Below are 23,914 nucleotides of genomic sequence, written 5' to 3'. Positions count from 1 at the left end.
TTCGGCTTCACCGCCGAAGCCGTCACCGCCGCCGCACAGCGCTCGCTCGCACGCGCCAAGCGCACGCTACCCTCTCCGCCTCCGCCCACGAGCAGGTTCACCGCAGCTACCAGAGCGAACTGACTACGCACACAATGCCTAGCCATACACGAACCGGCAATCCGTATGCCCGCGAACAACTGCGGCGGACTGGCACCTTCACGCACGGGTGCGATGGCCTCGGCGTAATAGCTCTCCGGCACCTCCCGCTCACTACGCACGATCAGCTCGGAGAAATCCCACTTCCGCAGCAACTTGCCGTCACGGAACACCGGCTGCAGGATGTTCTCCTCCGGCGAGATCGACTCCCGCGGCACCGTCTGGTACTCACCCTGCGACAGTCGCAACCCGAGACGGCCACGCTTGGACGCCTTCATCGCATCCCCGGTCGGCGCCTTCGCGATGCCCCGCCATTCACCATTCACACACACCGCCGACGCCTTCTGCCCGAAGTTCATCGTGTCCCGGTTGCAGTGCTGCAACAGCCCGCCACCCATCCCGAAGATCGCGTTCTCCGCCGAGAAACCGCGGCGCTCGAGCTCGGCATACACAAGCTCGAGCAGCAGTTGCGCCGCTTTGGGCCATTGTCGACGAGCGGCCGCCGGACGGTCGTCAGGCCGGCGGCTCGCGCGCGTCGAGGGCGAGCAGGTCGGATACCGCGACGACCGCCATCATCGGAACTCATTGGCAGGATGTGAGGGCCGCCGGACCCTGCGCCCGACGATTTCCGCGAGATCCGATGTTGGTCGACCTGTCCGCCGTTCGCGCGCGTGATCAGGACAGGTTGAATGCCTTGTACCCGGCCGCGACGTTTTCCTCCCAGTGGTCGAAGTAGGAAGGAAGGCCGCCAGAGTAGTTGAACATCTGGCTCGGCTTACCGGGAATGTTTGCCCCGTGATACCAAGACTTGACCCGCGGAAAGAGCGACATGTGGAAGACTTCCTCCACGTGCGCCGTCCATGATTGCTCTGCGTCCTCGCTGGTCTCGAACCGCTGGTATCCGCCGTCGCGAACGTGAGTCAGGAAGTCGACCACGATCTCTCCTTGCACCTCCGCGCAAGTGGGCCCGTTGCAGAATCCGGCAGGGCTCTGCGGGCCGTACACGAACATCAGGTTGGGGAATCCTGCAGTGGCGAGTCTGATGAAGGTATCGAGCCGCTCGGACCACTTGTGGCTCAGGAGTTGATCATTGGTGCCTCGGATATCGATCGACGTGATGCCACCGCGGTTCGCGTCGAAACCTGTGGCGAACACCAGGATGTCGAACTCGCGTGGACCGGACTTGGTATGGGCACCCGTCGGGGTGATCCGCTCGATCGGATCCTTGTTGACGTCGAGGATGTCGACGTTTTCCTGGTTCACCACATCATAGAAGTTCTGCTCCAGCGAGGGTCGCTTCGTCCCGAACGGATGGGGCGGATCCTTCGGGGCAAGCTTCTCGGCCTTGATCGGATCGGTGACGCGCTGATGGACCTTGTTGCGCCAGAAGTCGTACATGGTGCGGTTCGCGTGTTCTTCGAGCAAGATATCTTGATAGTTGGCGAGCCATAGCTCGAAACCGCCGGTAGCCCACATCTGTTCGTAGGTGTCAGCTCGCTCCTCGTCCGAGACTTCGAACACGCTCTTCTGGATGAAGTCCATATCGAATCTGGCAAACGACCTCCGGCGCTGGGCAAATCGCTCGGGAAGGTTTTCCTTCAGCTTCTCCTTGAGTTGGCCTGTCAACTGTTGCTGCCGCATCGGTAGCACAAGGTTGGGCGTCCGCTGGAAGATGGTGATCTGTTCGGCGTCTGCGGCGGCCTCTTGGGTGACCTGAACGCCGCTCGACCCGGTGCCGATGATCCCCACACGTTGCCGGCCTCCCGGTTCTGGCTGCCCGATCGCTTGGTGAGAGTCGATGACCAAGACTGCGGTGGGCAAGATCGACAAAGCCGACATCAGACGACAACATCGGGAAAACACAGGTCGGCCCACCTCGGCAGACCCGGCGAGCACAGTCTCCGATCGTGGCGAGCGCAGCGTTGCAGTCATCCCCACCGGGTCCGGGACAGTGGGCGGGCTGTAGCAAAACGGGACACTGCCACAGATGTGAGCCAGGTTACATTGCAAGGGGGATCGCTCAGACGATCCCCTGACCAGTTATGTAAGGTGGCTATGAGTATCGACGAGGCAGGCCGCGAGCCAGGGAATGAACGTGAACGATTCTGGACATCAGCGCCATCACGAGAGAGCCAGGAGTTGAGCACTCTCCGACCCGAGATCGAGGCGTCGTGGCGACGGTGTGAAGTGATCGGCGTCTCGTCCAGCGATGGCGACCTTCCCTACACGCCGGACGTGGATCGCGACAGCCGGTTGAGGAGAGCCGCCGATCCGGTGATCGACAACCTCGTCCTGCACCTGCAGGACGCCCCCGCGACCATCCTGTTGGCCGATTCCGCCGCTCAGATCGTCGACCGCAGGGCGGGCGATGCAGGGTTGCGAGCGCGTTTGGACCGCGCTTACGTCGCACCCGGTTTCCGCTATGCCGAGGAGGACACCGGCACCAACGGGATCGGGACCGCGTTGGAGGAGCGACGACCGTTCCAAGTCAGTGGTGGTGAGCACTTCCGTGAGGCGCTGCAGAGCCTGGCGTGCGTCGGGGTTCCTATCATCCATCCGATCACCCGCACCGTGGAGGGGATACTCGACATCACCTCCAACCTGTCGGACTCCAACGCGCTGATGGGCGCCCTGGCGCAATCAGCCGTTCGCGAGATTCAGTCACGCCTCTACGCCGAGTCCTCCGATCGCGAACAACTGCTTCTCCGCTCCTTCCTGCAGGCCTCTCGCCGCGGCTCCTCTGCAGTGGTGTCCCTGAATCAGGACGTCATCATGACCACTCCGATGGCAGCGCAGATCATCGACACGTCCGACCAGGCGCTTCTGTGGGATTGGGCATGCCGAATGCTGGCCGGCCGCGACGAATACATCGGGGAAGTCAGGCTCGCCGACAACGTCACGGTTTCCGCGGCTGCACGCAGAGTCGGAGACTCCCGAACGCCGGCGGGCATCATCATCGAGATGAGGCAGCATCCCCGCGATACGAAGAAGTCGCCCGCCCGTCAATTGGCGTCGGCCTCCCCGGTCGAAAGACGCACGGAGACTGTCAAGATCCCCGGCCGCAGTTTGTCGACGAAACGACTGCAGACCGAACTCGAGCGGCTCGCCGCGACCGACGCGCCTGTGCTCGTCACCGGAGAACCCGGCGCCGGCAAGTTCTTTGCCGCGAGCGCCCTCCACCGGATGCAGGATGCCGACGGCCATTTCACGGTGTTCGACGCGGGTACCGCCTCCCTCGACCCCGACGCGTGGATTGCCGGACTGGTCAATTGGAACAAGGTCGACGGAGCCCTCATCATCCGGCATCTCGATCTCCTGCCGGAACAACTGGTCTCCAACGTCTGCGCGGTCCTCAGTGAGGCCGTCGACCACCGCGCCCACATCGTTGCCACCGCCGGCGAAGGGGTCCGTCAAGGCCCCGCCGGACGACTGTGCGATCACTTCATGCGCCGCATCGAGATCGATCCACTGCGACTTCGGTCCGAAGATATCGCCGACATCAGTGTCGCCCTACTGCGTAAGCACGCCCCGGACCGCAACGGCCTGCGCCTACAACCCAATGCGTTGCAACTGCTGCTCGCGCGGGACTGGCCGGGAAATGTCAGAGAGCTCGAATCGGTTTTGGCGTCCTCGCTCCTGCGGTCGATGGGCTCCGACATCGGAGTGCAGCATCTGCCCGACGGATACCGCGACGGTGATCTACGCCGCCGAAATGCCTCGACCTCACTCGAATTGGCGGAGCGTGACGCGTTGCTCAGGGCACTCGTCGAGACCGACGGCAACAAACTGCTAGCTGCGCAACGCCTGGGGGTAGCTCGCTCCACCCTCTACCGCAAAATGCGCGCCCTGGGAATCGACGGAAGCCGGTTCCTTCCGCAGTAGTGCCAGTCGATGACGGGACCGTGCCGATCGAGACGGAGCGTCAGTCACCGGCTCGCGCCCAGGCCTCGAGCATGCGCCGGGCAATCGAGACCGCGCCGGGCAACAACACGTGCGCATCCGCCGAGCTCGTCCAATCCCCGGCAGCCAGTGCCTCCCGCACCTCCGCGCGGGTGCACCAGAGAGCGTCGCCGATCTCACCGTCCCTGAAGACGAGCTCGTCGCGAGGGTCGGCGGTGGCATGGAATCCGAGCATGAGGGAGCGCGGGAAGGGCCAGGGCTGACTTCCGATGTAGACCACGTCGGAGACAGCGAGACCGACCTCCTCCGCAACTTCCCGTGCCACACAGCTTTCCAGAGACTCGCCCGCCTCGACGAAGCCCGCCAGCGTCGAGAAGTTCCGTGCCGGCCAGTTCGCCTGACGCGCCAGCAGTACTCGGTCTGCCCCGTCGTGCACCAGACAAATGATCGCGGGATCGGTACGCGGATATTCCTCCCGGCCGCACGCCGTGCACACGCGCATCCAACCACCCGAGGTGAGCGTTGTCGGCGCTCCATCGCGCGCGCAGAAGTGGGCGTCGTCCTGCCACGTCAGCAATGCCAACGCTGTGACATACCGGTCGGCGTCAGCAGCATCGAGGTGTGCTCCGTGTGAGCGCAGGTCACCGACCTCGACCACGGCTCCCGCTGAGGACTTGTCAGCGAGGAACTCCTCCCGCACCGCCCACTCGTGAACCGTGCCACAGACGCCGAGCAGCACGGCGTGCGCGGGAGGCTTCGGGTAGAGGTCGGCGGCCGGTTCCAGCATCAGCTGTCTGTCGACAAGCCGGACCTGACCGCGACCGTTGACGCGAAGTATTCGGGCATCCGGCCACGCCTCCACCCATGCGGCCGCGTCGTCACGCACCGAGACGGGACGGCTCAGGGCACCCCGTGACAGGGCCTGCCGGGTGTGTTCGACACTCACCACTGGATCGCAACTTTCGGAAAACGAGCGACACTGTCGACCGGATCGTCGTTCGGCGAACGACGGTCCGGTCGGGGCTATCGCGAGGCGAATTCGATCTGAACGGACGAATATGATTCGGCCATCACCGAAATGAATTCCTGGACGAGGCGCACATGATCGGGATGTGCCAGGTAGGTGCGAAAGTCGGGGACGTCTGCGAAGGTCGCGGAGATTGCGTAGTCACCGCTGCCGGGCTTGAGGGCCAGATCCCTTCCGTAACGGTATTCCACGACCTCCGGAATATTCTCCGAGACCGCGCTCAGAGCTTCGTGAAAGGACTGAATGTGCTCGTCACTGACGTCCTGCTTCCATTTGAACGTCACAACGTGATTCAACATGGAGAACCCTCCTTGGATTCGTCATTCCAACGTGGCATGGTCGGAACCCGGGATGCGTTCCCGGTCAGATCAGCACAGAGATTGCTCCGACAACGCCACCGTCTCCGGAGCGTTCTCCACCATGGGGTAGTGCCCGGCTTTGCCCTGAACGGTCTTCAGGTTCCCGTTCTTCAAGGCCGCCAACGTGTCCCCGAGGTACTCGGCGGTGACGAACGGGTCGCTCTCCCCCACGATCAGGGTGGTAGGCCCTTCGTAGATGCCCATCCGGTCGAGGAAGTCGGGACTGGTCCAGTTCTTCAGGTAGGACTCCCACATTGCCTGGTCCATCGTCGAGCGGTTGCGGTCGACGAGGTTCTTCAGATCTGTGGCGTCGATGTGTGGTGCCAGTGCGCCACGGATGGCTGCTCCCGGGTCGGCCCAGGCCCTGGCGAAGGAACCGTACGTCGCCTCGTCGAGAGGGGTACCTGCCGGGGAGACGGGCGTCAGTGCGACGACCGAGGTCACGCGTTCAGGTGCCAGGGTCGCCACCCGAAGCGCTGTGGTGCCGCCCATCGAATGACCGAGAACGGAAAAGGTCGACCATCCGAGCTGATCGGCGGCGTCGAGGGCGACCGCGGCCATCCCGTCGATTCCGTCGACCGGTGCTTCGGGACGGTTGACCCCGTATCCCGGAAAGTCGAGGTACGCGTAAGTGAAGCGGGACTGATCCGTCCGGGCGCGGGCGGTGAGCCATACGCTGCTGTCGAGCGCCCAGCCGTGCAACACCAGGACCCGATGGTCACCGCTTCCTTCGATCGCTGCAATCGCGCTCACTGCCGTTCCTCTCTGTCGTCGACGCTGAAATTCCCGCCGTCTGTTGATCACTCCGAATGAAACTAGAACCGCGGTAGGGCGTCGGAGTGTCCGATTGTGAAACACACGCCCGGGACATCCGGGGGCGCAGATGCGTGTGTGATTTTCGGACACTCCCCGCGCCGGACGCCCCCATAGTGTGGCTCCACCTGCCGGCTGAACAGACTTGCTCATGACATGAAGGAGAACACCATGGCACTCGATCCTGCGGTCAAGAATTTGATAGACACTCTGCACGAGCAGGGACTGAAGTCGTTCGAGCAGATGAGCATTGCTGAAGTCCGTGGGGTCGTCGAGTCCTTCGGCGACCTTCAGGCACCGAAGGCGGATGTCGCTCGTGTCGTCGACACGGTTTACCCCGGCCCCGGTGGCGACCAGGCGGTGCGTCTCTACATCCCGGAGTCCGACACACCTCTGCCGATCGTGGTGTACATCCACGGCGGTGGCTGGGTCGCCGGCAGCCTCGACGTCACCGAGCAGCCATGTCGCGCGCTGGCCGCCGACGCGAAGGTCATCGTGGCTGCACTGAGTTACCGGCTGGCTCCCGAGCACAGGTTTCCTGCCGCACCCGACGATGCGTTCGCCGCACTGAACTGGGTGGTCGAGCACGCAGCCGACTTCGGTGGCGACGGCACGCGCGTAGCCGTCATGGGTGACAGCGCCGGAGGCAACCTGGCCGCGGTCACAGCCCTCCGGGCACGCGACACCGGCGCCCCGGCACTGCGCGCTCAGGTATTGATCTATCCGGTCATCGACGGCACGGCACGGTTCCCGTCGCGCGAGGAGAACGCCGAGGGGTACCTGGTCACCACGGCAGCCATCGACTGGTTCTGGGAGCAGTACCTGGCCACCCCGGAAGACGCCGAGAATCCGTACGCCTCCCCGGCCAAGGCCGCGGATCTGGCGGGGCTTCCCTCCACCCTGCTGTTGCTCAACGAATACGAGGTCACTCGGGACGAGGGCGTGGACTTCGGCCGGAGGCTGGCCGACCAGGGCGTCCCCGTGCAGGTCGAACTGTATGAAGGCCTTGTCCATGCCGTGTACTGGATGACCGGTGCCATTCCGCGCAGCGCTGAACTGCACGGTGCCGTCGTCGAATTCCTCGGCAAGCAGTTCGCCGACTGACCACGGTGTCCCGGGTCGACAGCATTACAGTCGTACGCTGCGATCGGACCAACTCCGGGCACCTTGCTCCAAGAGGGCGACCAGCCTGTCGCGCTCCTTCGTGATCACGGTATGTGGTGCGATGACACCGACGGCGGCGACGGTCTTGCCGTTCTCGCGAACCGCGACCGAGACACCGTCGCCGTCGGTCGACTCGTTGGGGGAGGCGCAGATTCCGGTCTGTTCGATCTCCGGTAGGGCAGCGAAGAACCGCTCGACAGTGTCGCGATCCTCGTCGGGCAGAGTCTGGATGTACGCCCAGAGGTCACGCTTGTCCATCCCGGCAAGCAGTATCCAGCCGCCGGAGGTACGGATGAGCGATCGCCTCACGTAGTTCTCGGCGAGGTACGCGAACCGTGGGTCGGAAGAGCAGTAGTCGACGTAGAAGATGTTCGGACCGACGGCGATCGACAGCACGGTCGTCAAGCCGGAACTCGCGTGGACGTCTTCGAGGTCGGCGTGCGTGACCGTCGAGACGGGCTGCCGCCCAGCGAGGCGGTTGAGTAGATACGGGGCACTGCCGAGCGAGTACCGTCGCTCGTGCTCCTCGAGATAACCCGTCGCAACGAGCCCGTTGACGAGACCTTGCGTCGAACTGATCGGCGCGTCCAGCTCTTTGGCCATCCCACTCAAGGTGAGTCCGGTGCGGGATCGGGCCACGAGCTCGAGAATCGCAGCAATGCGGTCCACGGTTCGATGGCGACTGCGGCCTCGAACATTGAGGGCGTCATCTGGTTGCGTCACGGCACATTCTCCCTACGGGCACTGCTCCATCCGAGCGGTCACCACCCACTCTATCTTACTTATATCAGTAATCAACTCCTTTATTGCGGAAAATTGCTCCGGCTGACATAGTCCTTGAAGTGCTTCCTGTCGCAGCGAAAGAGGTTTCAGTGGAACTCACACCCGGCGCTCTTCATGGTCTGCGCGTCATCGATCTGACGACCGTGATCATGGGTCCCTTCGCCACCGCAACCCTCGCCGACATGGGCGCAGACGTCATCAAGGTCGAGAGTCTCGACGGTGACATGAGCCGAGATGTAGGTGCCCGCCGCCATGAAGGTATGAGCGCTCTGACACTCAACCTCCAGCGCAACAAGCGCAGCATCGCGATCGACCTCGCCTCCGAGGAGGGCCGCGAGATCCTCGACGATCTGGTGCGTACCGCGGATGTGTTGGTGACGAATCTCCGGCCGCGCTCCCGGCAGAAGTTGGGCATCACCTATGAGCGGCTCTCGGAGAACAATCCGGGACTGATCCTCTGCACCGCACAGGCGTACGGCTCCGAGACCGCCTTCCGGGACTACCCCGCCTACGACGACATCGTGCAAGCAGCGTCCGGCGCCGCGAAACTCACGGAACTCATCGACGGTGAACCTCGTTATGCCCCATACGTCATCGCCGACAAGGTCGTCGGTCTCTACATCGTCATCGCCGTCCTCGCCGCCGCGATGGAGAAGAACCGCACCGGCCTCGGTCAGGAGGTCGACGTGCCGATGGTCGACGCGATGATCGGCTTCAATCTCGTCGAGCACTTCGGTGGCCACACCTTCGCCCCCGCCGAAGGGAACTTCGGATGGGCGCGGGTACTGACACCGGAACGAGTCCCGCACCAGACGGCCGACGGCTGGATCTGCATCATGCCGTACTCGGCGAAGAACTGGAACGACTTCTTCATCATCGCCGGCCGCGCCGACCTGGTGAACAACCCTCGCTACGCCTCGGTGAACGACCGCCACACCCACATGGGCGAACTCCTCTCGGCGATCCGTGAGGCCGTCCCGAGCCGGACCACCCGGGAATGGCTGAACTTGTGTGAGACACAGGGAATTCCCGCGTCCGACCTACTCGATCTCGCCCACGCACACGAGAGCGCCTACGTCCTGGACCAGGAATTGATCACCAAGCGTGAACATCCCACCGAAGGCGAGTATTACGCCACCCGCACTCCGTTCGCGATGTCGCGCACACCGATTTCGTTCAGCCGACACGCTCCCCTGCTCGGTGAGGACACCTTCACGATCCTCCAAGATCTCGGTTACTCCGCCGATCGCGTCCATGCGCTGGCCGATGCATCCGTCGTGACGGCGACGTCGCCTCAGGCCACCTCCTCTCGAATGGAAGAACCATCATGATCAACCTCAGATTGGTGCCCCCGGTCTCCAGTGACCCACACGCCGTGGACGACTTGCGGACCGAGGTCCGTGAGTTTCTTGCCGAGCAACTCAGTGAAGGCAAGATCGGCCGACAGGTCGACTCCTGGTTGACCGGCTGGGACGAGGACTTCACACGTGCATTGGCCGACCGCCGATGGCTCGGCATGACCGTGCCCGCCGAGTACGGCGGCCACGGTCGACGCCACCTCGAACGGTTCGTCGTCACCGAAGAGCTGCTCGCCGCCGGCGCCCCCGTCGCCGCCCACTGGATCGCCGACCGGCAGATTGTCCCGTCGCTGCTCAAGTACGGCACCGAGGTCCAGAAACACAAGTTCTTACCGGCCATCGCGCGCGGGGAATGCTATTTCGGGATCGGTATGAGCGAGCCGGATTCCGGGTCCGACTTGGCCAGTGTGCGCACAAAGGCCACCCGAGCGGACGGAGGGTGGTCTATTACCGGAGCCAAGGTCTGGACCTCCGGTGCTCATCGCGCGGACGCGTTCATCTGCCTCGCCCGCACCGCCCCACTCGATCCGGCACATCGACACGATGGCCTCAGCCAGTTCATCGTCGATCTGCACGCCCCCGGGGTCGACATCCGGCCGATCGTGTCGATGAACGGGCAGCACCACTTCAACGAGGTCCTCCTCGACGAGGTTTACGTCGAGGACGAGATGGTCTTCGGCACCATCGACAACGGGTGGCAGCAGGTCACCTCGGAACTCAGCTTCGAACGCAGCGGCCCGGAACGATTCCTGTCGACATTCGTCCTGCTCGCGAAGACCGCCGAACAGATGAAGCAGGGAACCTTGCCGCGGCATTCGAACCTGGGCCGGCATTTCGGACGGCTCGCCGGTCTGCACCAGATGTCGACCGCAGTGGCGGGCGCACTCGAGCGCCACGAACCCGCCGACACCGCCGCCGCCGTGGTCAAGGTCCTCGGGACGTCCACCGAAGGCGACATAGCCGACTTTGCCGACCTCCTCACCGACGAATCTTCGCCAACTCATTATCTTTCGATGCTCGAGGACGCCATCGTCCAACGCCCGGGATTTACTCTGCGGGGCGGCACCAACGAAGTTCTGCGCGGCGTGATCGCGCGGGGATTGGGGATACGCTGATGCACGCACCAACCACGGTCGACGCGGACCTCACCGACATGATGTCCGCGGTCTTTTCCGATCACCGGGAACGGAACGGGCCCGAGTACGGGATGGCCACGTGCGATCCCTCGCTGTGGGCGCAACTCGACGAACTGGGTCTGGTCCGGCTGACCGGCCGCGAAGAGACCGGCGGCAGCGGCGCAGGCTGGTACGAGGCCGCGGAACTCCTGCGCGCCGCGGTGTCGCACGGGGTCCGGATTCCTCTCGCCGAACACGACCTGCTCGCCGGTTGGCTCCTCGACGAGGCCGGCCTCCCGATGGACGATGCGCGGCTCACTGCATGCGTACTCGACGAGAACGGCGTCGCCCGCGGGGTGCCGTGGGCGTCCCAGGCAGACAAGATCGTCACGGTCTGGCGGAACAACGACACGTACGTCGTCGCCGACCTCGAGGCAACAGTCTTCGACATCACCTCCGGGTCCAACCTCGCCGACGAACCCCGCGACGTCGTTTCCGTCGACACGGCCGCATTGTCGGGCACCGCAGTGTCGGACTCGGTGATCCGACAACTTTTTCTGCGGGGCGCCCTCATCCGAGCGTTGCAGGTGTGTTCCGCCCTCGATCGCATCCTCGATCTCTCCGTCGCCCACACCACCGAGCGAGTGCAGTTCGGACGCCCACTGGCCAGGTTTCAAGCCGTGCAGAACCTGGTGGCCGATATGGCAGCCGAAGCTTCCCTCGCCCGAACAGCGACCGAAGCGGCTCTGACGGAAGCGGTCCGCGCGCAGTGGTCGAGTGAGAACCTCGAACTCCTCATTGCCGTCGCCCGGTCGTGTGCCGGACACGCGGCATCGGTCGTCGTCCGTAACGCCCACCAGGTACACGGTGCGATCGGCACCACCCGCGAGCACCGGCTGCACGAATTCACCACATCCGCCCTGGCGTGGCGCTCGGAATTCGGATCCGTCCACTACTGGGACGAGATCTTGACTACCGCCGCTCTCGACGCAGGTTGCGACAATCTCTGGGGTCTCATCACCCGCTGATGCACCCCAGGCGCCATCAGAAGTGGGCACCCGTTTCGTGAGGTGACCTGAAAAAAAGGAACTCCGTGGAGGCATCCGATCCGCCTCCACGGAGTTCTTCGGTTCTCGGGCACGTCACTCGCCGGTGAAGGTGGCAGTTCGCTTCTCCATGAAGGCGTTGACTGCCTCCGTGTGATCGGTCGTCTGCTGAACCAGCGCCTGCATGGCAGCGGACAATTCGAGGAGACTGTCGAGGCTTTGGTGCTGTCCCTCGCGCAGGAGCCGCTTGGCCATCCGTACCGAGTGCGGCGGATTGGCGGCCACCCGGCCGGCGAGCGCGCGGGCTTCGTCGAGCAGCTTCTCCGGCGCCACGACACTGGAGACCAATCCCCACTCGAGTGCCTCGACCGCGTCGACACGGTCGCCCGTCAAGATCATCTCAGCCGCCCGCGCCATCCCGACGGCCTTGGGCAGCAGCCACGCGCCACCGTCACCCGGGATGATTCCCAGCTTGACGAAGCTCTCTGCAAAGAAGGCCTTCCTGCTGGCAATGCGGAGGTCGCACATGAGGGCGAGGTCGCATCCGGCGCCGATTGCAGGGCCGTTCACTGCTGCGATGAGCGGTACGTCGCAGTTGTACATGATCCGCGGAATCCGTTGTATCCCAGCTCTGTAGCCATCCCGTTGTTCGTGAGGTTTCCCCCCGAACAATCCGCGACGATTCGCCATGTCCTTGACGTTGCCGCCGGCGGAGAACGTCGATCCGGCACCGGTGACGATGACAGCTCGCACACCGTAGTCGGCGTTGACGGCCTCGACGCAGGCGACCAATGCGTCGACTACGTCCATCCCGGAAACAGGATTGCTCTGCGCGGGTCGATTAATCGTCCATGTCTCGATGAACCCGTCGCGTTGGACGAGGACTGGACTATCCATGGGTGTATCTCCCTATCTTCACTGCGGATCGATCGTTCGACTGGTACCCGACCGGCACGCGAACGAACTCGTCGGCGGCGGTCCACACCGGTGTGGACCGCCGCCGACGAGCACGTTCACCTCTTGCCGCTGAGAGCCTTCGCGTTCATATGCACGCGGCGCAGGCGGGGTTCAGGCGAGGCCCAACTTGGGTCGCAGCCACCGGGCAATCCGGCTCAACGCTTGATCCGCCTCCGGTGCCCGTCCCGCGTTGAAGTGGAATACATGCTGTTGCTCATCGACCACGTCGAGCACGACCTCGCCGCTCGCCTTCTCGATCAATTCGGCCAACCGACGTGAGTCGTCCAGCAGGGTCTCATGGCCTCCGACCGATACGTACACCGGAGGGAAGTCGGTGTAGTCGCTGAGCAGTGGGTTCGCCCGCGGGTCCGTCGCGTCTGCGGGGTCGGACAGGAACATCCCCCGCATCATTTCCAGAACCGCCCTCTTGGCCAATACGTCGACCGCGTCGTTCGATTCGACCGTCAACCCCTTGATCTCCATATCGAGCCACGGCGAGAGCGTGACGACGGCAGCAGGAGTGGGAAGTTCCAGGCTCGCGAGTTCGAACGCTGTCGAGATCGCGAGATTGGCGCCCGCCGAGTCGCCGACAGTCGCCGTGTACTCCGCCTTGTAACCCTGCGTGCGGAGCCACTTGTGGACGGCCATGCAGTCTTCGAGTTGGGCGGGGTGCTTGTGCTCCGGCGCGAGCCGGTAGTCCACGATCAGGGCGTGAACTCCCGCCAGTTTGGCGAGGTGTGCTGCGAGCTTGCGGTGTGAGAACCGTGAACCTGTCACGAACCCGCCACCGTGGGTGAAGACGATCACGCGGTCCTCGGCGGCCCCCACAGGCTTGGCCCACGTTGCCGGCACACCGTTGGCTGTCACTTCCTCATAGGTGACGTCGACGGGTTCGATGGTCGGAAGATGCCACTCTTCGAACATATCTCGCTGACTGGCGAGGTCCATTCCTTCGGACCGGGTGAGCCACGAGGCGTACAGGTCGTTGAGGAACAGGGATTCTTTGCTCACGGACATGTGTTGCTCACTTTCATCACTGCTCGAGGGAGGAAATTGACTGTTCAGGAAAGCGTGAAGCCCTTGTATCCCGCACACACGGTCTCGTCCCACTTGGCCAGGTAGAGGGGAAGACCACCGGGGTAGTTCAGCAACTGCCGCGGCTTACCCGGGACGTTGGCACCCATGTACCAGGAGTCGGCTTTGTCGTAGAGCGCCTCGGCCGTCAGCTCGGCGACGTGATCGGACCAGGCAGCATCCGCGTCCGCCTCGGATTCGATACGGTTCAACCCGTTGTCCCGCATGTAGTCGATGGTGTTGACGATGAGGTCACCTTGGATCTCGGCGCAGCTGGGCCCGTTGCAGAAGCCCGACGGGCTCAGTGGTCCGTAGAGGAACAGCAGGTTGGGGAATCCTGCCGTTGCGACCCCGAGGTTTGCCCGCACACCGTTCGACCACTTGTCCCGCAGCAATGTACCGTCGGTGCCGCGAATGTCGATGGCGGTCAGGCCACCGGTGACGGCATCGAAGCCCGTTGCATAGACGATGATGTCGAACTCGTGCTCTTCCGATGTGGTCGTCAGCCCGGTGGGCGTGATCGTCTCGATCGGGTCCTCGTGCAGATCGACCAGACGCACGTTGTCCTGGTTGAAGATGTCGTAGTACGTCCGCTCCAGCGAGGGGCGCTTCACACCGAACGGGTACGCCTTCGTCATCGGCGCCAGCTTCTCTGCGATGACCGGGTCCTTGATCCGGGCACGCGTCCGGTCACGCCAGAACTCGTAGGCTGTGTCGTTTGCGTCGTCGTCGACGAAGACGTCGTGGTACGTTCCGAGCCAGAACTCGAAACCGAACTCCCACAGTCGCTCGTAAGTGGCGGTTCGCTCCTCGTCGCTCACCGCGAGGGCTGACTTGGGAATGAAGTCGAAGTCGAAGCCGGAGAATGACGCCGAACGACGACGGAATCTGTCCGCCAGATCGGACTTGATCTTCGCGTTGTCCTCGTCGGTGAGCTGGCGCTGTCGCATCGGGAGCGCCTGAACGGGGGTGCGCTGGAAGATGGTCAGCTGCGCGGCTTCCTTCGCCGCCTCCTGCGCGACCTGCACACCGCTGGCCCCGGTACCGATAATGGCGATTCGCTTTCCTGCGAAATCGATTCCGCCTTCCGGCCACAGACCGGTGTGGTGGTCGATCCCTGCGAAGCTGTCCATTCCCGGGAGCTTCGGGAAGATCGGCTTTGCCGCGAATCCGGTGCACAGAACGAAGTACTTGCAGACGAAAATGCTTCCGTTCTCCGCGGTCACGGTCCAGGTATTCGTCTTATCGTCGAACTCGGCGGAAGCGACCCGGGTGTTGTAGTAGATGTCCCTGCTCAGATCGAGCTTCGCGTCGACGTACTTGAAGTAGCGGCGCAGTTCCTCCCCTCCGGGGTAGAGCTCGGAGAACGCGAAGTCATCCCACAGGTCGGGCCGCGTGAACTGGTAGATGGGGCCTTCGCTGTCCACTCGGGCACCCGGGTAGCGGTTCCAGTGCCAGATTCCGCCCAGGTCCTCACCCGCCTCGACTACTTTCACCGAGTACCCTCGACTCCGCAGATGTTCGAGCTGGTACAGCCCGGCGAATCCTGCTCCGACAACGAGAACGTCGAGTACTTCGGTCACAGCTGGTGCGGCAGTGCTCATGTTGGTCTCCTCTTGAGCCAAGGGTTACTTGGGGGGTTGTCTTGATTACGCGAAGGCCGTCCGGCGTGGCCTCTAGGTCCAGCGGACATACGCGGTCTTGGTGGTTGTGAAGAAGGTACGTGCGGCCTTCCCTTGTTCTCTGCTCATGCTGCTCGAGCCTTTGAGGCCGCCGAACGGCACATGTGGCTCGACACTGCTCGTCTCGCGATTGACGTGCACCAACCCCGATTGTGTTTGCCGGATGAAGGTCATCGCGGTCGCGATGTCTCGGGTGAACACTCCAGAGGACAGGCCGTAGTCCGTGTCGTTCGCGGCCAACAGTGCATCGTCGAATCCGTCGACTTCGTGCACGGTCACGACTGGTCCGAAGATCTCCTCCCGGACGAGCCTGCTTTTCTCCGACACTCCGGCCAGAACGGTGGGGGCGATATAGCAAGTGTCGGAATCGAACTCCCCGCCGGTGAGGAACTCGGCGTTCTCGTCGCGGGCGAGTTGCAGGTATCCGGCCACCGTGTCACGTTGCTCCACCGAGGCCAGGGGCCCGATGTCGGTGGCATCGTCGTACGGATCACCGACGACGAGCGCGTCAGCATGCTTCACCAGCAGTTCTCGTAGTCTGGGAGCGACGGTGCGGTCGACGTAGACCCGGCTCGTCGCTGTGCAGCGCTGTCCGGTGTGAAGCATCGCGCTCTTGACGATCTGTAGCGCTGCATCCTCGACATCGGCGTCGGCGAGCACAATGGATGGGTTCTTGCCGCCCAGCTCGAGCTGGACCTTGACGTTGCGATCGGCGACGGCCTGTCGCAGTCGCGACCCGACCGCACCCGAACCGGTGAAGGTCAAGGCTGCGAGTCGCGCGTTCCCGGTGAGTGCCGCCGAAAGCTTTCTACCGCTGCCTGTCACCAGATTGAGGACCCCCGCGGGCAACCCGGCTTCTGCGAGGATCCGCGTCAGGAACACCGCGGATCCGCAGGCCGGTTCGGCGGGCTTCCACACCACTGCGTTCCCGAAACCTATTGCCGCCGCGATCTTCCATGCCGGAAGCGCGAAGGGGAAGTTCCACGGTGTGATTGCACAGACGACGCCGAGCGGCTGCTCGACCGTCATCAGCATCGTGTGCGAATCAGCACTGGGGTACGTCTCACCACTGGGCTGCAGGACCTCGCCGGCGTAGTAGCGCAGAATGGCGACACTTCGCAGGACCTCGGCGCGTGCGTCGCGGATCGCCTTCCCCATGTCCGCGGTGATCGTCAGCGCAGCTTCGTGAACGCGGCTTTCCAAAAGGTCAGCGGCAGCACGAAGAAAGTCCGACCGCTGAATCGCTGTCGACTCCGACCACGCTGGTTGAGCACCGGCAGCGGCCGCATACCCGGCCTCGACATCGCCAGGAGTCGCCGAAGCGTAGATTCCCGTCACACGGCGGAGATCGGAGGGATCTACACGCTTGAAAGTGTCGGTGGCGGTGCGCCATCGACCTGCGATGTACAACGTTCTCCCGTCAGCGATCGACGACGACAACGCTGGGTGGTCCAAGTTCACGGACATCTTTGTTCCCCGATCTGTGTAGGCGCAGAAATGGTGCAAGTTCACCACCCGGCGCGGAGTTGAATTGCCTGATCAGCCGTCCGCGCAACGCGGCAGCCGTGCCGGTACGAAACCCTTCTCGGCAGTTCGGTAGTCCGAACGTCGACCGCGGGCGGGTCGATGCCGGACCTTCCGCGCTCGGGGCGGGTAGAGCGACGGTAATCGCAGCAATTGGGACAATTCGCTCCCTTGCCCTCAAAAGCCCTGCACTCAAATGCCTTTGACGACTCGGAGGCATCAGACTCGCTGCTGCCCGGCGCTTTCGGCCGGCACCCGGACCGGCATCGCCCACTCAGCGACTCGACCTTCACGACATCCGCTCCCTGTTCGCACATCTACTGCGGCGCAGTGGCATCGAATCGCTGCGATGGCGACAGCCAGTGGGCCGTCCAACGCCCCGGCCACCTTGCCATCCGCTTCAGCAACGACTACCCGAAGTGACCTGAAACACCGTGCAGGGCAAGCATGACACCCCAGCCTCGAAAACACAATAGAGGAATAGTTTACGTATATACGAAGCTTTGAGCTTGTGTCGAGCGGGTAGATGCACGACAAAACCTCGCGGGATCGCGGTGGCGGGCGGCATGGACGGTCGATCCCGGCGACATACCCCCGCTCCCCGTACAACCCTGCGCCACATACTTTCGGGGGACGCACTCGAGCCAGTCCGCCTTGACCGCAGAGACTTCGAAACCCCGACTTCGAAACCCCGACTTCGCAATCAGGCATTCCCGTCACCGCAGTGCCGACATCATTTGTCACGCGAGAAGGGTGCGGGTTGGCAGCTGCGACCTACGCCGGAGCTACAGCACACCTCGAGAGCGCAGGATGGCCGCAGCATTGTTCGCCGCACAGACCCGCGGCGAACAATGCTGCGGCAGTGAGATCAACCATCATAAAAGAGGGGACTTTACTACCGCGGCTTGAAACTCACCGTTCGAAGTTGAACGCAACCGTGCTTGTGGTGGACCGAAATATCGCAGATTCAGCCCCTGGGACCGAACCACACCAACGCTGTCGATGCGGATCGGCTCGCGCGGGAAGCACACCCACGACTACGCCCGACACCGCACCTTCACCCTGTTCTCCGCCCCGGACATCGCCACCGGCACGGTACCGAGCTGCGCAACCCGCGACATCACCGTCAGGTTTCCTCATCTTCCTCACACACCTCGCCGGCGGCCCCGCCGCAGCGAGAGCTGCATCCGGTAACGAGCAACGACGCCATCCACAAGCAGACCGAGCCCGGGCGCGGCCGGCCGAAAATCCGCATATGCATGGCATCTCACCCGGCCTCGGCATCCTGGACGAACCTTGTGGAGGTGTGGTCTCGGAATAAGCACGGCAGGCCATCCACAGCGGACTGTGCAGCTCCGTCACGGAGCTGACCACCAAGATCCGCGCCTTCATCAACGGATGGAACACCCACGGTGCCCGTTTGTCTGGACCACCACCGCGGACCACGTACTTACCGAAGGCGCACCGTAAGGATACCTCGACAACGAGCCGCCAGAGACTGAACGTGCCCCACTGTCGTTAGACCCCGACGAGAGGGCCTATGACTGGATTCCATTGGTAAATACGCTGCTCTACGACGACACCCTGCTTGACGTAAGGATCTTCCGCAAGCAAGGAACGCACACTGTCTTCGCTGGCCGCTTGGAATACCAGTAGGGCTCCGGCGCCGTCGGCCCAGGCGCCGGCCTCCTGCAGCATGCCTCGGGCAGCGGCATCCTTGACGAAAGTCAGGTGTTCGGCATGCGCGGCCTCTTTGACAGAGGCATCGGTTGTATACGACCAGATCACAGCAAACAAGGCCATGGTCACTCCTCGAGTGGGGAAAGAAACGGTTCCGAACATGCACATCGATTGCGCACTCGAGAAGGTTAGAAGTACCGATGAGGTGACTCGTGTCCTATTTCGCAACACTGGCTGCCCCTCTTCGCAACACTGGCTGCCCCTCGAAGAGGAATAATAGAACGGAATCGGATCTGACCGGCGTGTCGTAAACCACGCCGCTCACCAGGCGCTGCTCATACACCGCTGCATGCCTTTCCTCGAAGCGCTCCAGTGGCTGCTCGGCCCGCTTCTTGCACCACGCCTGCTCGCCCGAGCCGATCGGCTCGTCACCGTACGCATTTCGGTGTCGAACTGCGCAAGCATCACCAAGCCGGCGAAGACGCCCATGCATGCGCACAAATTTTGAGCGAAATGAACTACGCCAACCGCACTCACCACCGGCTGGCCGAATTCGCGGTCCACACCGGCCAACCGATGGACACCCTCAACCGCGGACTTCCGAGCCGGGCTCTCCGCTCTCGACGCCGGATGTCGTATCGGCACGATGACGCTGTCTGAAACGACGGCCGGGATCCTCGCCGGTCGCAGCGCCATCCTCGTTAACCGTATGACCACCCGTACTCGGCCTACCGCAGCCACACTCGCCGACAGGCTCGGCCCCACCATCACCGACAAGGTCACCACACAGACCGATCTGCTCATCCGCGGGTCCTGCCCCGGCACGTCCGCCGACACCGTGGGGCTCAACGCTGCCCGTCCCAAATGGGGTGAGCCCATCGCGCGTGCCAGCCCGCCTCCGCCTGTTCGCCACCTATGGAAGTAGCCGACCCACCCCCGATCCGGCCACATCATGGAGACCGGCAATCCGACAGCGGCCGACACACGACGCGGCACCGCATGTGATCGCAATTACTTTCCAGCGATTCCCGTTCACCGCCGCGGCCGGTGTCGCTACCCTAGACAGCACACCCCGTACCCGCCCGTTCCGGGCGACGTAGGGGTGGAGCATCCGGGGTTACTCCCGGTCGCCGATGTCGAGCCCAGGCATCACCGCACCCATACGACCACTGCTGTGGACGCGGCGGCGCACCGAATTGCAGTCCCGGATTTGGTCTGTCGTTCTCGCCGGCGACCACGTCCGTAGGCCGCGCGAGTGTGCACGCGATGTGTCGAGGGGTCATGCCGCACAGCACTTGTGCGGTCTGCAGCAGGCGGGGTGCGTAACCCGTCCATTCGCTGCCCTTTTCAGGAGGACCCCCAACCCAGTCCGCCCATGTCGTCGACGTGCCCTGCCGCCACCGGCGACCACCCCGACCGAGCGCCGTCCCGATTGATTGTCCGCGCCTGACGGGCAGATCGCCACCTCGTTCGACTGTCGAAAGCGACCTACTTCACCATGCTCGACCATTCACACCACCGGATCGACCAGGACTGGCAGCACCGCGCCTCCTGCCGCGGTACCGACACCGACATGTTTTTCTCTCCCGACGGAGAACGCGGCAGCGTCCGCGCCCGACGCGAGCGCGCCGCCAAACAGATCTGCCACCACTGCCCCGTCCTCGCCGACTGCCGCGACCACGCCTTCGCCACCACCGAGACCTACGGCATCTGGGGCGGCATGTCCGAAGCCGAACGCGCCCGCCACACCCGACGCACCCGGCACACGAGGGCCCGGCCCGCACGCGGGTGGGAGCAGCATACCCCTTGACCTGGCGGGTCCGAACACCCAGAGCATGAGGACGCAGCAGCCATGGTCACCGACTACGACGCCCCCAGAGTCACCGAATCAGACGAGATCTCGGATACGTCCCTCGAACAGCTCACCGCCAAACGGAAAGACACCCAGTCCCCGCCGTGGACGTCGAGGACACCGACACCGCCGAATCCTTCGAACTGCCCGGCGCCGACCTGTCCGGCGAAGAACTGACCGTCCGCGTCCTGCCGAAGCAGGCGGACGAATTCACCTGCACCAGTTGCGTCCTGGTCCACCATCGCAGCCGGCTCGCCGACCCCGCGCGGCTGATCTGCCGGGACTGCACCTAACCGACCACCCGGGCCCCGCCGGGTACCCCGGGAACCTCGGACGTGTCCAGGCTTGGCTCACAGCATGGGGTCCCCACGCCCCCTCATCCCGGGGGTGTCCGCGGGCGGCCCGATCTGCCGGTTACTCTGCCCGGTGCCGGCCCGGTGTCCGCGCGGCCGAATCCGGGTTCGAATCCGGGTTCGAATCCGGATTCGGGTTGGGGTTGGGGTGAGGGAAGCTCGGATCGATGGTCAGGTCTTCGGTGTCGGCGAACACCAGCCGACCGTCGTCGAGCGCGACCGCCCATCGATGCACCGGCTCCCACTCGTGCCCACCGCCGCCCGGGTCGGTCACCGCTGCGTAGTCCTCGACCACCTCACCGGTCAGGTCGGCCCCGGCGCTCCTGCGGACCAGTACCCGGACCCCGACCGTCAGCTCCGGGCCCTCGACCGGCCGGTTGCCGCTGTTTTGGGCCACGCTCCGCCACCTCCCCAACTCCACGAACACTCCGGATCGAGCATAAGCACCACCCCGGCCGGCACGCGAGCGGATCTGCACGAACACCACCGTAGGACGCCGCTCTCCGCTTCACACTCCCGCGCCGTGCCGCGGCACAGCAGCGCCTCCGGTGCGCACGACACCCGGACCCGACCCCCGCCTGGGCATCTTCCATCCCGAATCCGACGGCACAGGGGCCGCTGTCGACGTCACCCTGCGCGGCCGATTCTACGAACGCTTCGGTGACCACGCCAACGTGGTCAGCCGCCGGGTGATCATCTTGGTTACCAGAGAATAGTTGGCGCAGTAGCCTTTTCCGATTCACCTAACCACGTCCGGTTCAGGTGTCGCACCCCGGTCGCGCGCCACGTCGGTCTCGGCGGCCGTGATCCTCTCCGCCGTCTCAGCATGGATGTGCTAGAGGTCCCGCGTGCCTCCCGTTCGCGGGACACCACGTCCTCCACGGTTGCGGCGGCCTCGGTCTGGATCCGCACCAGCTCCGTGTCCGCGTCCTCCGCGGCCGCGTCGGCCTCTTCGCGTGCCTGCTGATGTTCACCCGCGGGCCTCGGCCTGACGGCGCCGACGTTCCTCCTCGCCCTGCAACCGGTCGGCTTCGGCCACTTTCGCGAGCGCCTCGACGTGGACCTGGTCGACCTCCGCTGCGGCCGCCTCGACATCAGTCACGGCTTCAGGAAACCGCGGAGCTCGTCGCGACGGCGAGGCAGCTCCTCGAACTGCACACCGAGGGTGGCCCGTGCCATCGATACCGGTGCCGTCACCCCCCCCTCGTCTCCGGCCGCGCCCGGGGGGTTCGGCCGGTCCCTCACCGACGGCCGCGAGGCGCCGGCCCTCCTTCCCTGCGTTGCCCATGTAGACGCGTTGGACTGCGATGCGGGACTTGTCCCGCTTGTACATGCCAAGGTCGCGATGCGGTCGGCCGGCTGTGCGAGGTCGCGATCGGAACTTCAGTCCGGGCAGATCACCACGGCTGGTTTGCCGCCGAGTTCGAGGGTGACGTGTGCGTGGGACTGCCTCCCGGATCTGCCAGCCCACTGGGACTGATCCGGTGAAGGAGACGATTGGTAGCCGAGCGTCCTGGACTACGGGTGTCCTGCGTGCCTGTCGGTGCTCCGCTGGCGGGCACGCCGGAGAGTGCCGGTTCTGGTCAGGACTGCGTGGTCAGTGCTTCGTTCGTCCGCGGCGCCTTGCTCTGCAGGATCTGTAGGGCCTCGATGAGGTACGTGCGGAAGACGGCGTGGTTTTCGCTCATCGGGAAGTGTCCGATGCCCTTCATCTCGATGAACTCGGCGTTCGTGATCTGCCCTGCGGTGCGTGCGCTGTCCTCAGGGGTGGTGAGGTAGTCGTAGTCGCCGGTCAGCATGACCACCGGGCACTGGTCGCCGTCGATGTCACCGAGCTTGTCGCGCAGATCGTGGTCGACGGAGTAGAAGTGCAGGTCACCCTTGAAGGCCTCGGAGCCCTGGCTGTAGTAGAACCAGGTCTTCCACCGGCCCGCCTCGGGGGACTGCGGCGCCATCAGGTCCCACACTCCACTGGCGCAGACCTGAGCGGCGTTGGCGTGGGGGTGCTGCCACCAGTCGAGGTAGAAGCCCGGCGAGTAGTCGGCGCCCTCGACGGGGATGACGCCGGCGAACCGGTCGGGCCGGCGGTAGGCCAGTTGAAGCGCGATGTTCCCACCGAACGACGAGCCCATGAAGATGGGGTTCTCGAGGTCGAGCGCGTCGCACAAGGCGATGATGAAGTTCGCATAGTGGTCCGCGGACAGCTGGTACTCCTCGGTCCACCATTCGGTGTTCTCCGGCGGGTCGGACTTGCCGTGGCGGGGAAGGTCGTAGGCGATCACGCGGTAGTTCTTGGTGATTTCTTCGTCCTCGAGCAGGCCCCGCCACTGGTGGTTGTGGCAGCCGGCGGTGTGCTGGCACACCAGTGGTTGCCCGGTGCCGTTCTCGAGGTAGAAGACCTTATACAGCAAACCGTCGACATCGACGTCCACGTAGTGTCCGGTGACGGGTGAGATCTTGCTCATGTGTTGTAGTCCTTCGGGTTTCGTGGGGAGGAGTTAGACGGGGACGCCGACGGAGCGCAGGAGTTCGATCTGCCGGGTGACGCAGCGCAGGTTCTGCATGAGCACGAGGATGTCGCCCTCGAGTTTCATGTCGCGCTGGAAGCTGGCGGCCCAGATACCGTGGTACATCGGGGCCGGTACCGGAACACCAAAGTTGCGCCAGGTGTCTGCGCTCGCGCGAATGGCGAACTGGTAGGGCACGTCGAGGGGCCCCGGATCGACGGCGACGTCGACGACCTGACCGCCGCTCATCTGCACGACGAAGGTGTGCTCGGCCATGTCGAGCTGGTAGGAGCAGGTGAAGTATTTGCCGTGCGCCTGGATCTCCCGGTCCTGATTACTGGCCTGTGCGAACGAGGTGGCCCAATCGGCCGCGGTCGACACGCGGGTGGTGACGGTCATGGTGTGTTTCCTTCGATCGGTGGAGGTGGGCGAGCCGCAGGTCCGCACTCGCCGCGATGTCGGCGCGGGTTCCACACGAGCTGTGCGGCGCCGGCCGTGCCGGACATGACTCCCATCACACTCGCCGCGACCGGTGCACGTCCAATACCTACCGGCCATCGATCGATAGGCAATGACTACTGG

The 23,914-nt window shown here is 64.1% G+C and carries 22 protein-coding genes and 3 pseudogenes; 10 read left to right on the top strand and 15 right to left on the bottom strand.

The window, feature by feature from the left end; translation table 11 throughout:
- A pseudogene (locus P3H15_RS40855) lies at positions 1-590 on the bottom strand (hypothetical protein); the annotation flags it as partial.
- Between the two features lie 223 nt (positions 591-813).
- Positions 814-2,070 carry an NAD(P)/FAD-dependent oxidoreductase gene (locus tag P3H15_RS40850; RefSeq protein WP_276142488.1) on the bottom strand — a complete coding sequence of 419 codons (1,257 nt, stop codon included), beginning with the start codon at positions 2,068-2,070 and terminating at the stop codon, positions 814-816.
- Positions 2,071-2,277: 207 nt separating this feature from the next.
- Between P3H15_RS40850 and P3H15_RS40845 the strand changes: the two genes are divergently transcribed.
- Complete coding sequence (locus P3H15_RS40845) at positions 2,278-4,020, top strand: sigma-54-dependent Fis family transcriptional regulator (RefSeq protein WP_276142487.1); 1,743 nt, start codon at positions 2,278-2,280, stop codon at positions 4,018-4,020.
- Between the two features lie 40 nt (positions 4,021-4,060).
- Here P3H15_RS40845 and nudC read toward each other — a convergent pair whose 3' ends face one another.
- The 3 genes from nudC to P3H15_RS40830 form a co-directional block, all read right to left on the bottom strand.
- Positions 4,061-4,987: an NAD(+) diphosphatase gene (gene nudC / locus P3H15_RS40840; protein WP_276142486.1), complete on the bottom strand. Its 927-nt coding sequence runs from the start codon at positions 4,985-4,987 to the stop codon at positions 4,061-4,063.
- A 74-nt stretch (positions 4,988-5,061) separates the two neighbouring features.
- Positions 5,062-5,364 (bottom strand): Dabb family protein, encoded by a 303-nt coding sequence (locus P3H15_RS40835; RefSeq protein ID WP_276142485.1) that lies wholly within the window; start codon positions 5,362-5,364, stop codon positions 5,062-5,064.
- A 69-nt stretch (positions 5,365-5,433) separates the two neighbouring features.
- Positions 5,434-6,177 carry an alpha/beta fold hydrolase gene (locus P3H15_RS40830; protein WP_276142484.1) on the bottom strand — a complete coding sequence of 248 codons (744 nt, stop codon included), beginning with the start codon at positions 6,175-6,177 and terminating at the stop codon, positions 5,434-5,436.
- Positions 6,178-6,408: 231 nt separating this feature from the next.
- Here P3H15_RS40830 and P3H15_RS40825 point away from each other — a divergent pair, with 231 nt between their 5' ends.
- Positions 6,409-7,341 (top strand): alpha/beta hydrolase, encoded by a 933-nt coding sequence (locus tag P3H15_RS40825; protein WP_276142483.1) that lies wholly within the window; start codon positions 6,409-6,411, stop codon positions 7,339-7,341.
- A gap of 24 nt (positions 7,342-7,365) precedes the next feature.
- Here the strand turns inward: P3H15_RS40825 and P3H15_RS40820 are convergent, their stop codons facing one another.
- Complete coding sequence (locus P3H15_RS40820; RefSeq protein WP_276142482.1) at positions 7,366-8,124, bottom strand: IclR family transcriptional regulator; 759 nt, start codon at positions 8,122-8,124, stop codon at positions 7,366-7,368.
- 149 nt (positions 8,125-8,273) lie between these two features.
- Here P3H15_RS40820 and P3H15_RS40815 point away from each other — a divergent pair, with 149 nt between their 5' ends.
- The 3 genes from P3H15_RS40815 to P3H15_RS40805 are packed head-to-tail and all read left to right on the top strand — an operon-like array spanning position 8,274 to position 11,685.
- Positions 8,274-9,515, top strand: a complete 1,242-nt coding sequence (locus P3H15_RS40815) for a CaiB/BaiF CoA-transferase family protein (protein WP_276142481.1) — start codon at positions 8,274-8,276, stop codon at positions 9,513-9,515.
- Entirely contained in the window at positions 9,512-10,657 is a 1,146-nt protein-coding gene (locus tag P3H15_RS40810; protein WP_276142480.1) for an acyl-CoA dehydrogenase family protein, read from the top strand. Before P3H15_RS40815 ends, P3H15_RS40810 begins: the two co-directional genes overlap by 4 nt.
- A complete protein-coding gene (locus P3H15_RS40805; protein WP_276142479.1) occupies positions 10,657-11,685 on the top strand; it encodes an acyl-CoA dehydrogenase family protein in 1,029 nt (342 codons plus the stop codon). The genes P3H15_RS40810 and P3H15_RS40805 overlap by 1 nt, the downstream gene beginning before the upstream one ends.
- A gap of 114 nt (positions 11,686-11,799) precedes the next feature.
- Here P3H15_RS40805 and P3H15_RS40800 read toward each other — a convergent pair whose 3' ends face one another.
- The 5 genes from P3H15_RS40800 to P3H15_RS40780 all read right to left on the bottom strand — a co-directional run bounded on the left by P3H15_RS40800 (position 11,800) and on the right by P3H15_RS40780 (position 18,743).
- Positions 11,800-12,600 (bottom strand): crotonase/enoyl-CoA hydratase family protein, encoded by an 801-nt coding sequence (locus tag P3H15_RS40800; RefSeq protein ID WP_276142478.1) that lies wholly within the window; start codon positions 12,598-12,600, stop codon positions 11,800-11,802.
- Between the two features lie 171 nt (positions 12,601-12,771).
- A complete protein-coding gene (locus P3H15_RS40795; RefSeq protein WP_276142477.1) occupies positions 12,772-13,677 on the bottom strand; it encodes an alpha/beta hydrolase in 906 nt (301 codons plus the stop codon).
- Between the two features lie 44 nt (positions 13,678-13,721).
- Positions 13,722-15,338, bottom strand: coding sequence for an NAD(P)/FAD-dependent oxidoreductase (locus P3H15_RS40790; protein WP_276142476.1), 1,617 nt, complete (start codon positions 15,336-15,338; stop codon positions 13,722-13,724).
- A 72-nt stretch (positions 15,339-15,410) separates the two neighbouring features.
- Positions 15,411-16,883: an aldehyde dehydrogenase family protein gene (locus P3H15_RS40785; RefSeq protein ID WP_276142475.1), complete on the bottom strand. Its 1,473-nt coding sequence runs from the start codon at positions 16,881-16,883 to the stop codon at positions 15,411-15,413.
- A 1,575-nt stretch (positions 16,884-18,458) separates the two neighbouring features.
- Positions 18,459-18,743: a YciI family protein gene (locus P3H15_RS40780; RefSeq protein WP_276142474.1), complete on the bottom strand. Its 285-nt coding sequence runs from the start codon at positions 18,741-18,743 to the stop codon at positions 18,459-18,461.
- Positions 18,744-18,969: 226 nt separating this feature from the next.
- On the opposite strand from P3H15_RS40780, the gene P3H15_RS40775 reads away from it, so the two are divergent.
- The 4 genes and pseudogenes from P3H15_RS40775 (at position 18,970) to P3H15_RS40760 (ending at position 20,765) form a co-directional block, all read left to right on the top strand.
- Positions 18,970-19,128 (top strand): hypothetical protein, encoded by a 159-nt coding sequence (locus tag P3H15_RS40775; RefSeq protein WP_276142473.1) that lies wholly within the window; start codon positions 18,970-18,972, stop codon positions 19,126-19,128.
- 138 nt (positions 19,129-19,266) lie between these two features.
- Positions 19,267-19,545, top strand: a complete 279-nt coding sequence (locus tag P3H15_RS40770; protein WP_276142472.1) for a hypothetical protein — start codon at positions 19,267-19,269, stop codon at positions 19,543-19,545.
- Between the two features lie 573 nt (positions 19,546-20,118).
- Complete coding sequence (locus P3H15_RS40765; protein WP_276142471.1) at positions 20,119-20,430, top strand: WhiB family transcriptional regulator; 312 nt, start codon at positions 20,119-20,121, stop codon at positions 20,428-20,430.
- 42 nt (positions 20,431-20,472) lie between these two features.
- Positions 20,473-20,765 (top strand): annotated as a pseudogene (locus tag P3H15_RS40760) (DUF4193 domain-containing protein).
- A gap of 121 nt (positions 20,766-20,886) precedes the next feature.
- Here P3H15_RS40760 and P3H15_RS40755 read toward each other — a convergent pair.
- A complete protein-coding gene (locus tag P3H15_RS40755) occupies positions 20,887-21,222 on the bottom strand; it encodes a hypothetical protein (RefSeq protein ID WP_276142470.1) in 336 nt (111 codons plus the stop codon).
- 217 nt (positions 21,223-21,439) lie between these two features.
- Between P3H15_RS40755 and P3H15_RS40750 the strand changes: the two are divergent.
- A pseudogene (locus P3H15_RS40750) lies at positions 21,440-21,541 on the top strand (phosphate transport system regulatory protein PhoU); the annotation flags it as partial.
- Between the two features lie 254 nt (positions 21,542-21,795).
- Here the strand turns inward: P3H15_RS40750 and P3H15_RS40745 are convergent.
- The 3 genes from P3H15_RS40745 to P3H15_RS40735 all read right to left on the bottom strand — a co-directional run bounded on the left by P3H15_RS40745 (position 21,796) and on the right by P3H15_RS40735 (position 23,731).
- Positions 21,796-21,927 (bottom strand): hypothetical protein, encoded by a 132-nt coding sequence (locus P3H15_RS40745; RefSeq protein ID WP_276142469.1) that lies wholly within the window; start codon positions 21,925-21,927, stop codon positions 21,796-21,798.
- 481 nt (positions 21,928-22,408) lie between these two features.
- On the bottom strand, positions 22,409-23,290 hold the full coding sequence (locus P3H15_RS40740) for an alpha/beta fold hydrolase (RefSeq protein ID WP_276142468.1): 882 nt from the start codon (positions 23,288-23,290) through the stop codon (positions 22,409-22,411).
- 33 nt (positions 23,291-23,323) lie between these two features.
- The gene (locus P3H15_RS40735; protein WP_276142467.1) at positions 23,324-23,731 is read right to left on the bottom strand and encodes a hypothetical protein; all 408 of its coding nucleotides are present in this window, start codon (positions 23,729-23,731) and stop codon (positions 23,324-23,326) included.
- Positions 23,732-23,914: the final 183 nt, after the last annotated feature.

The organism is Rhodococcus sp. T2V (assembly GCF_029269925.1).
Classification (GTDB): domain Bacteria; phylum Actinomycetota; class Actinomycetes; order Mycobacteriales; family Mycobacteriaceae; genus Rhodococcus_F; species Rhodococcus_F koreensis.
Note: the sequence above shows the minus strand (reverse complement) of the source record. Positions and strands in the feature narration are given on the sequence as shown.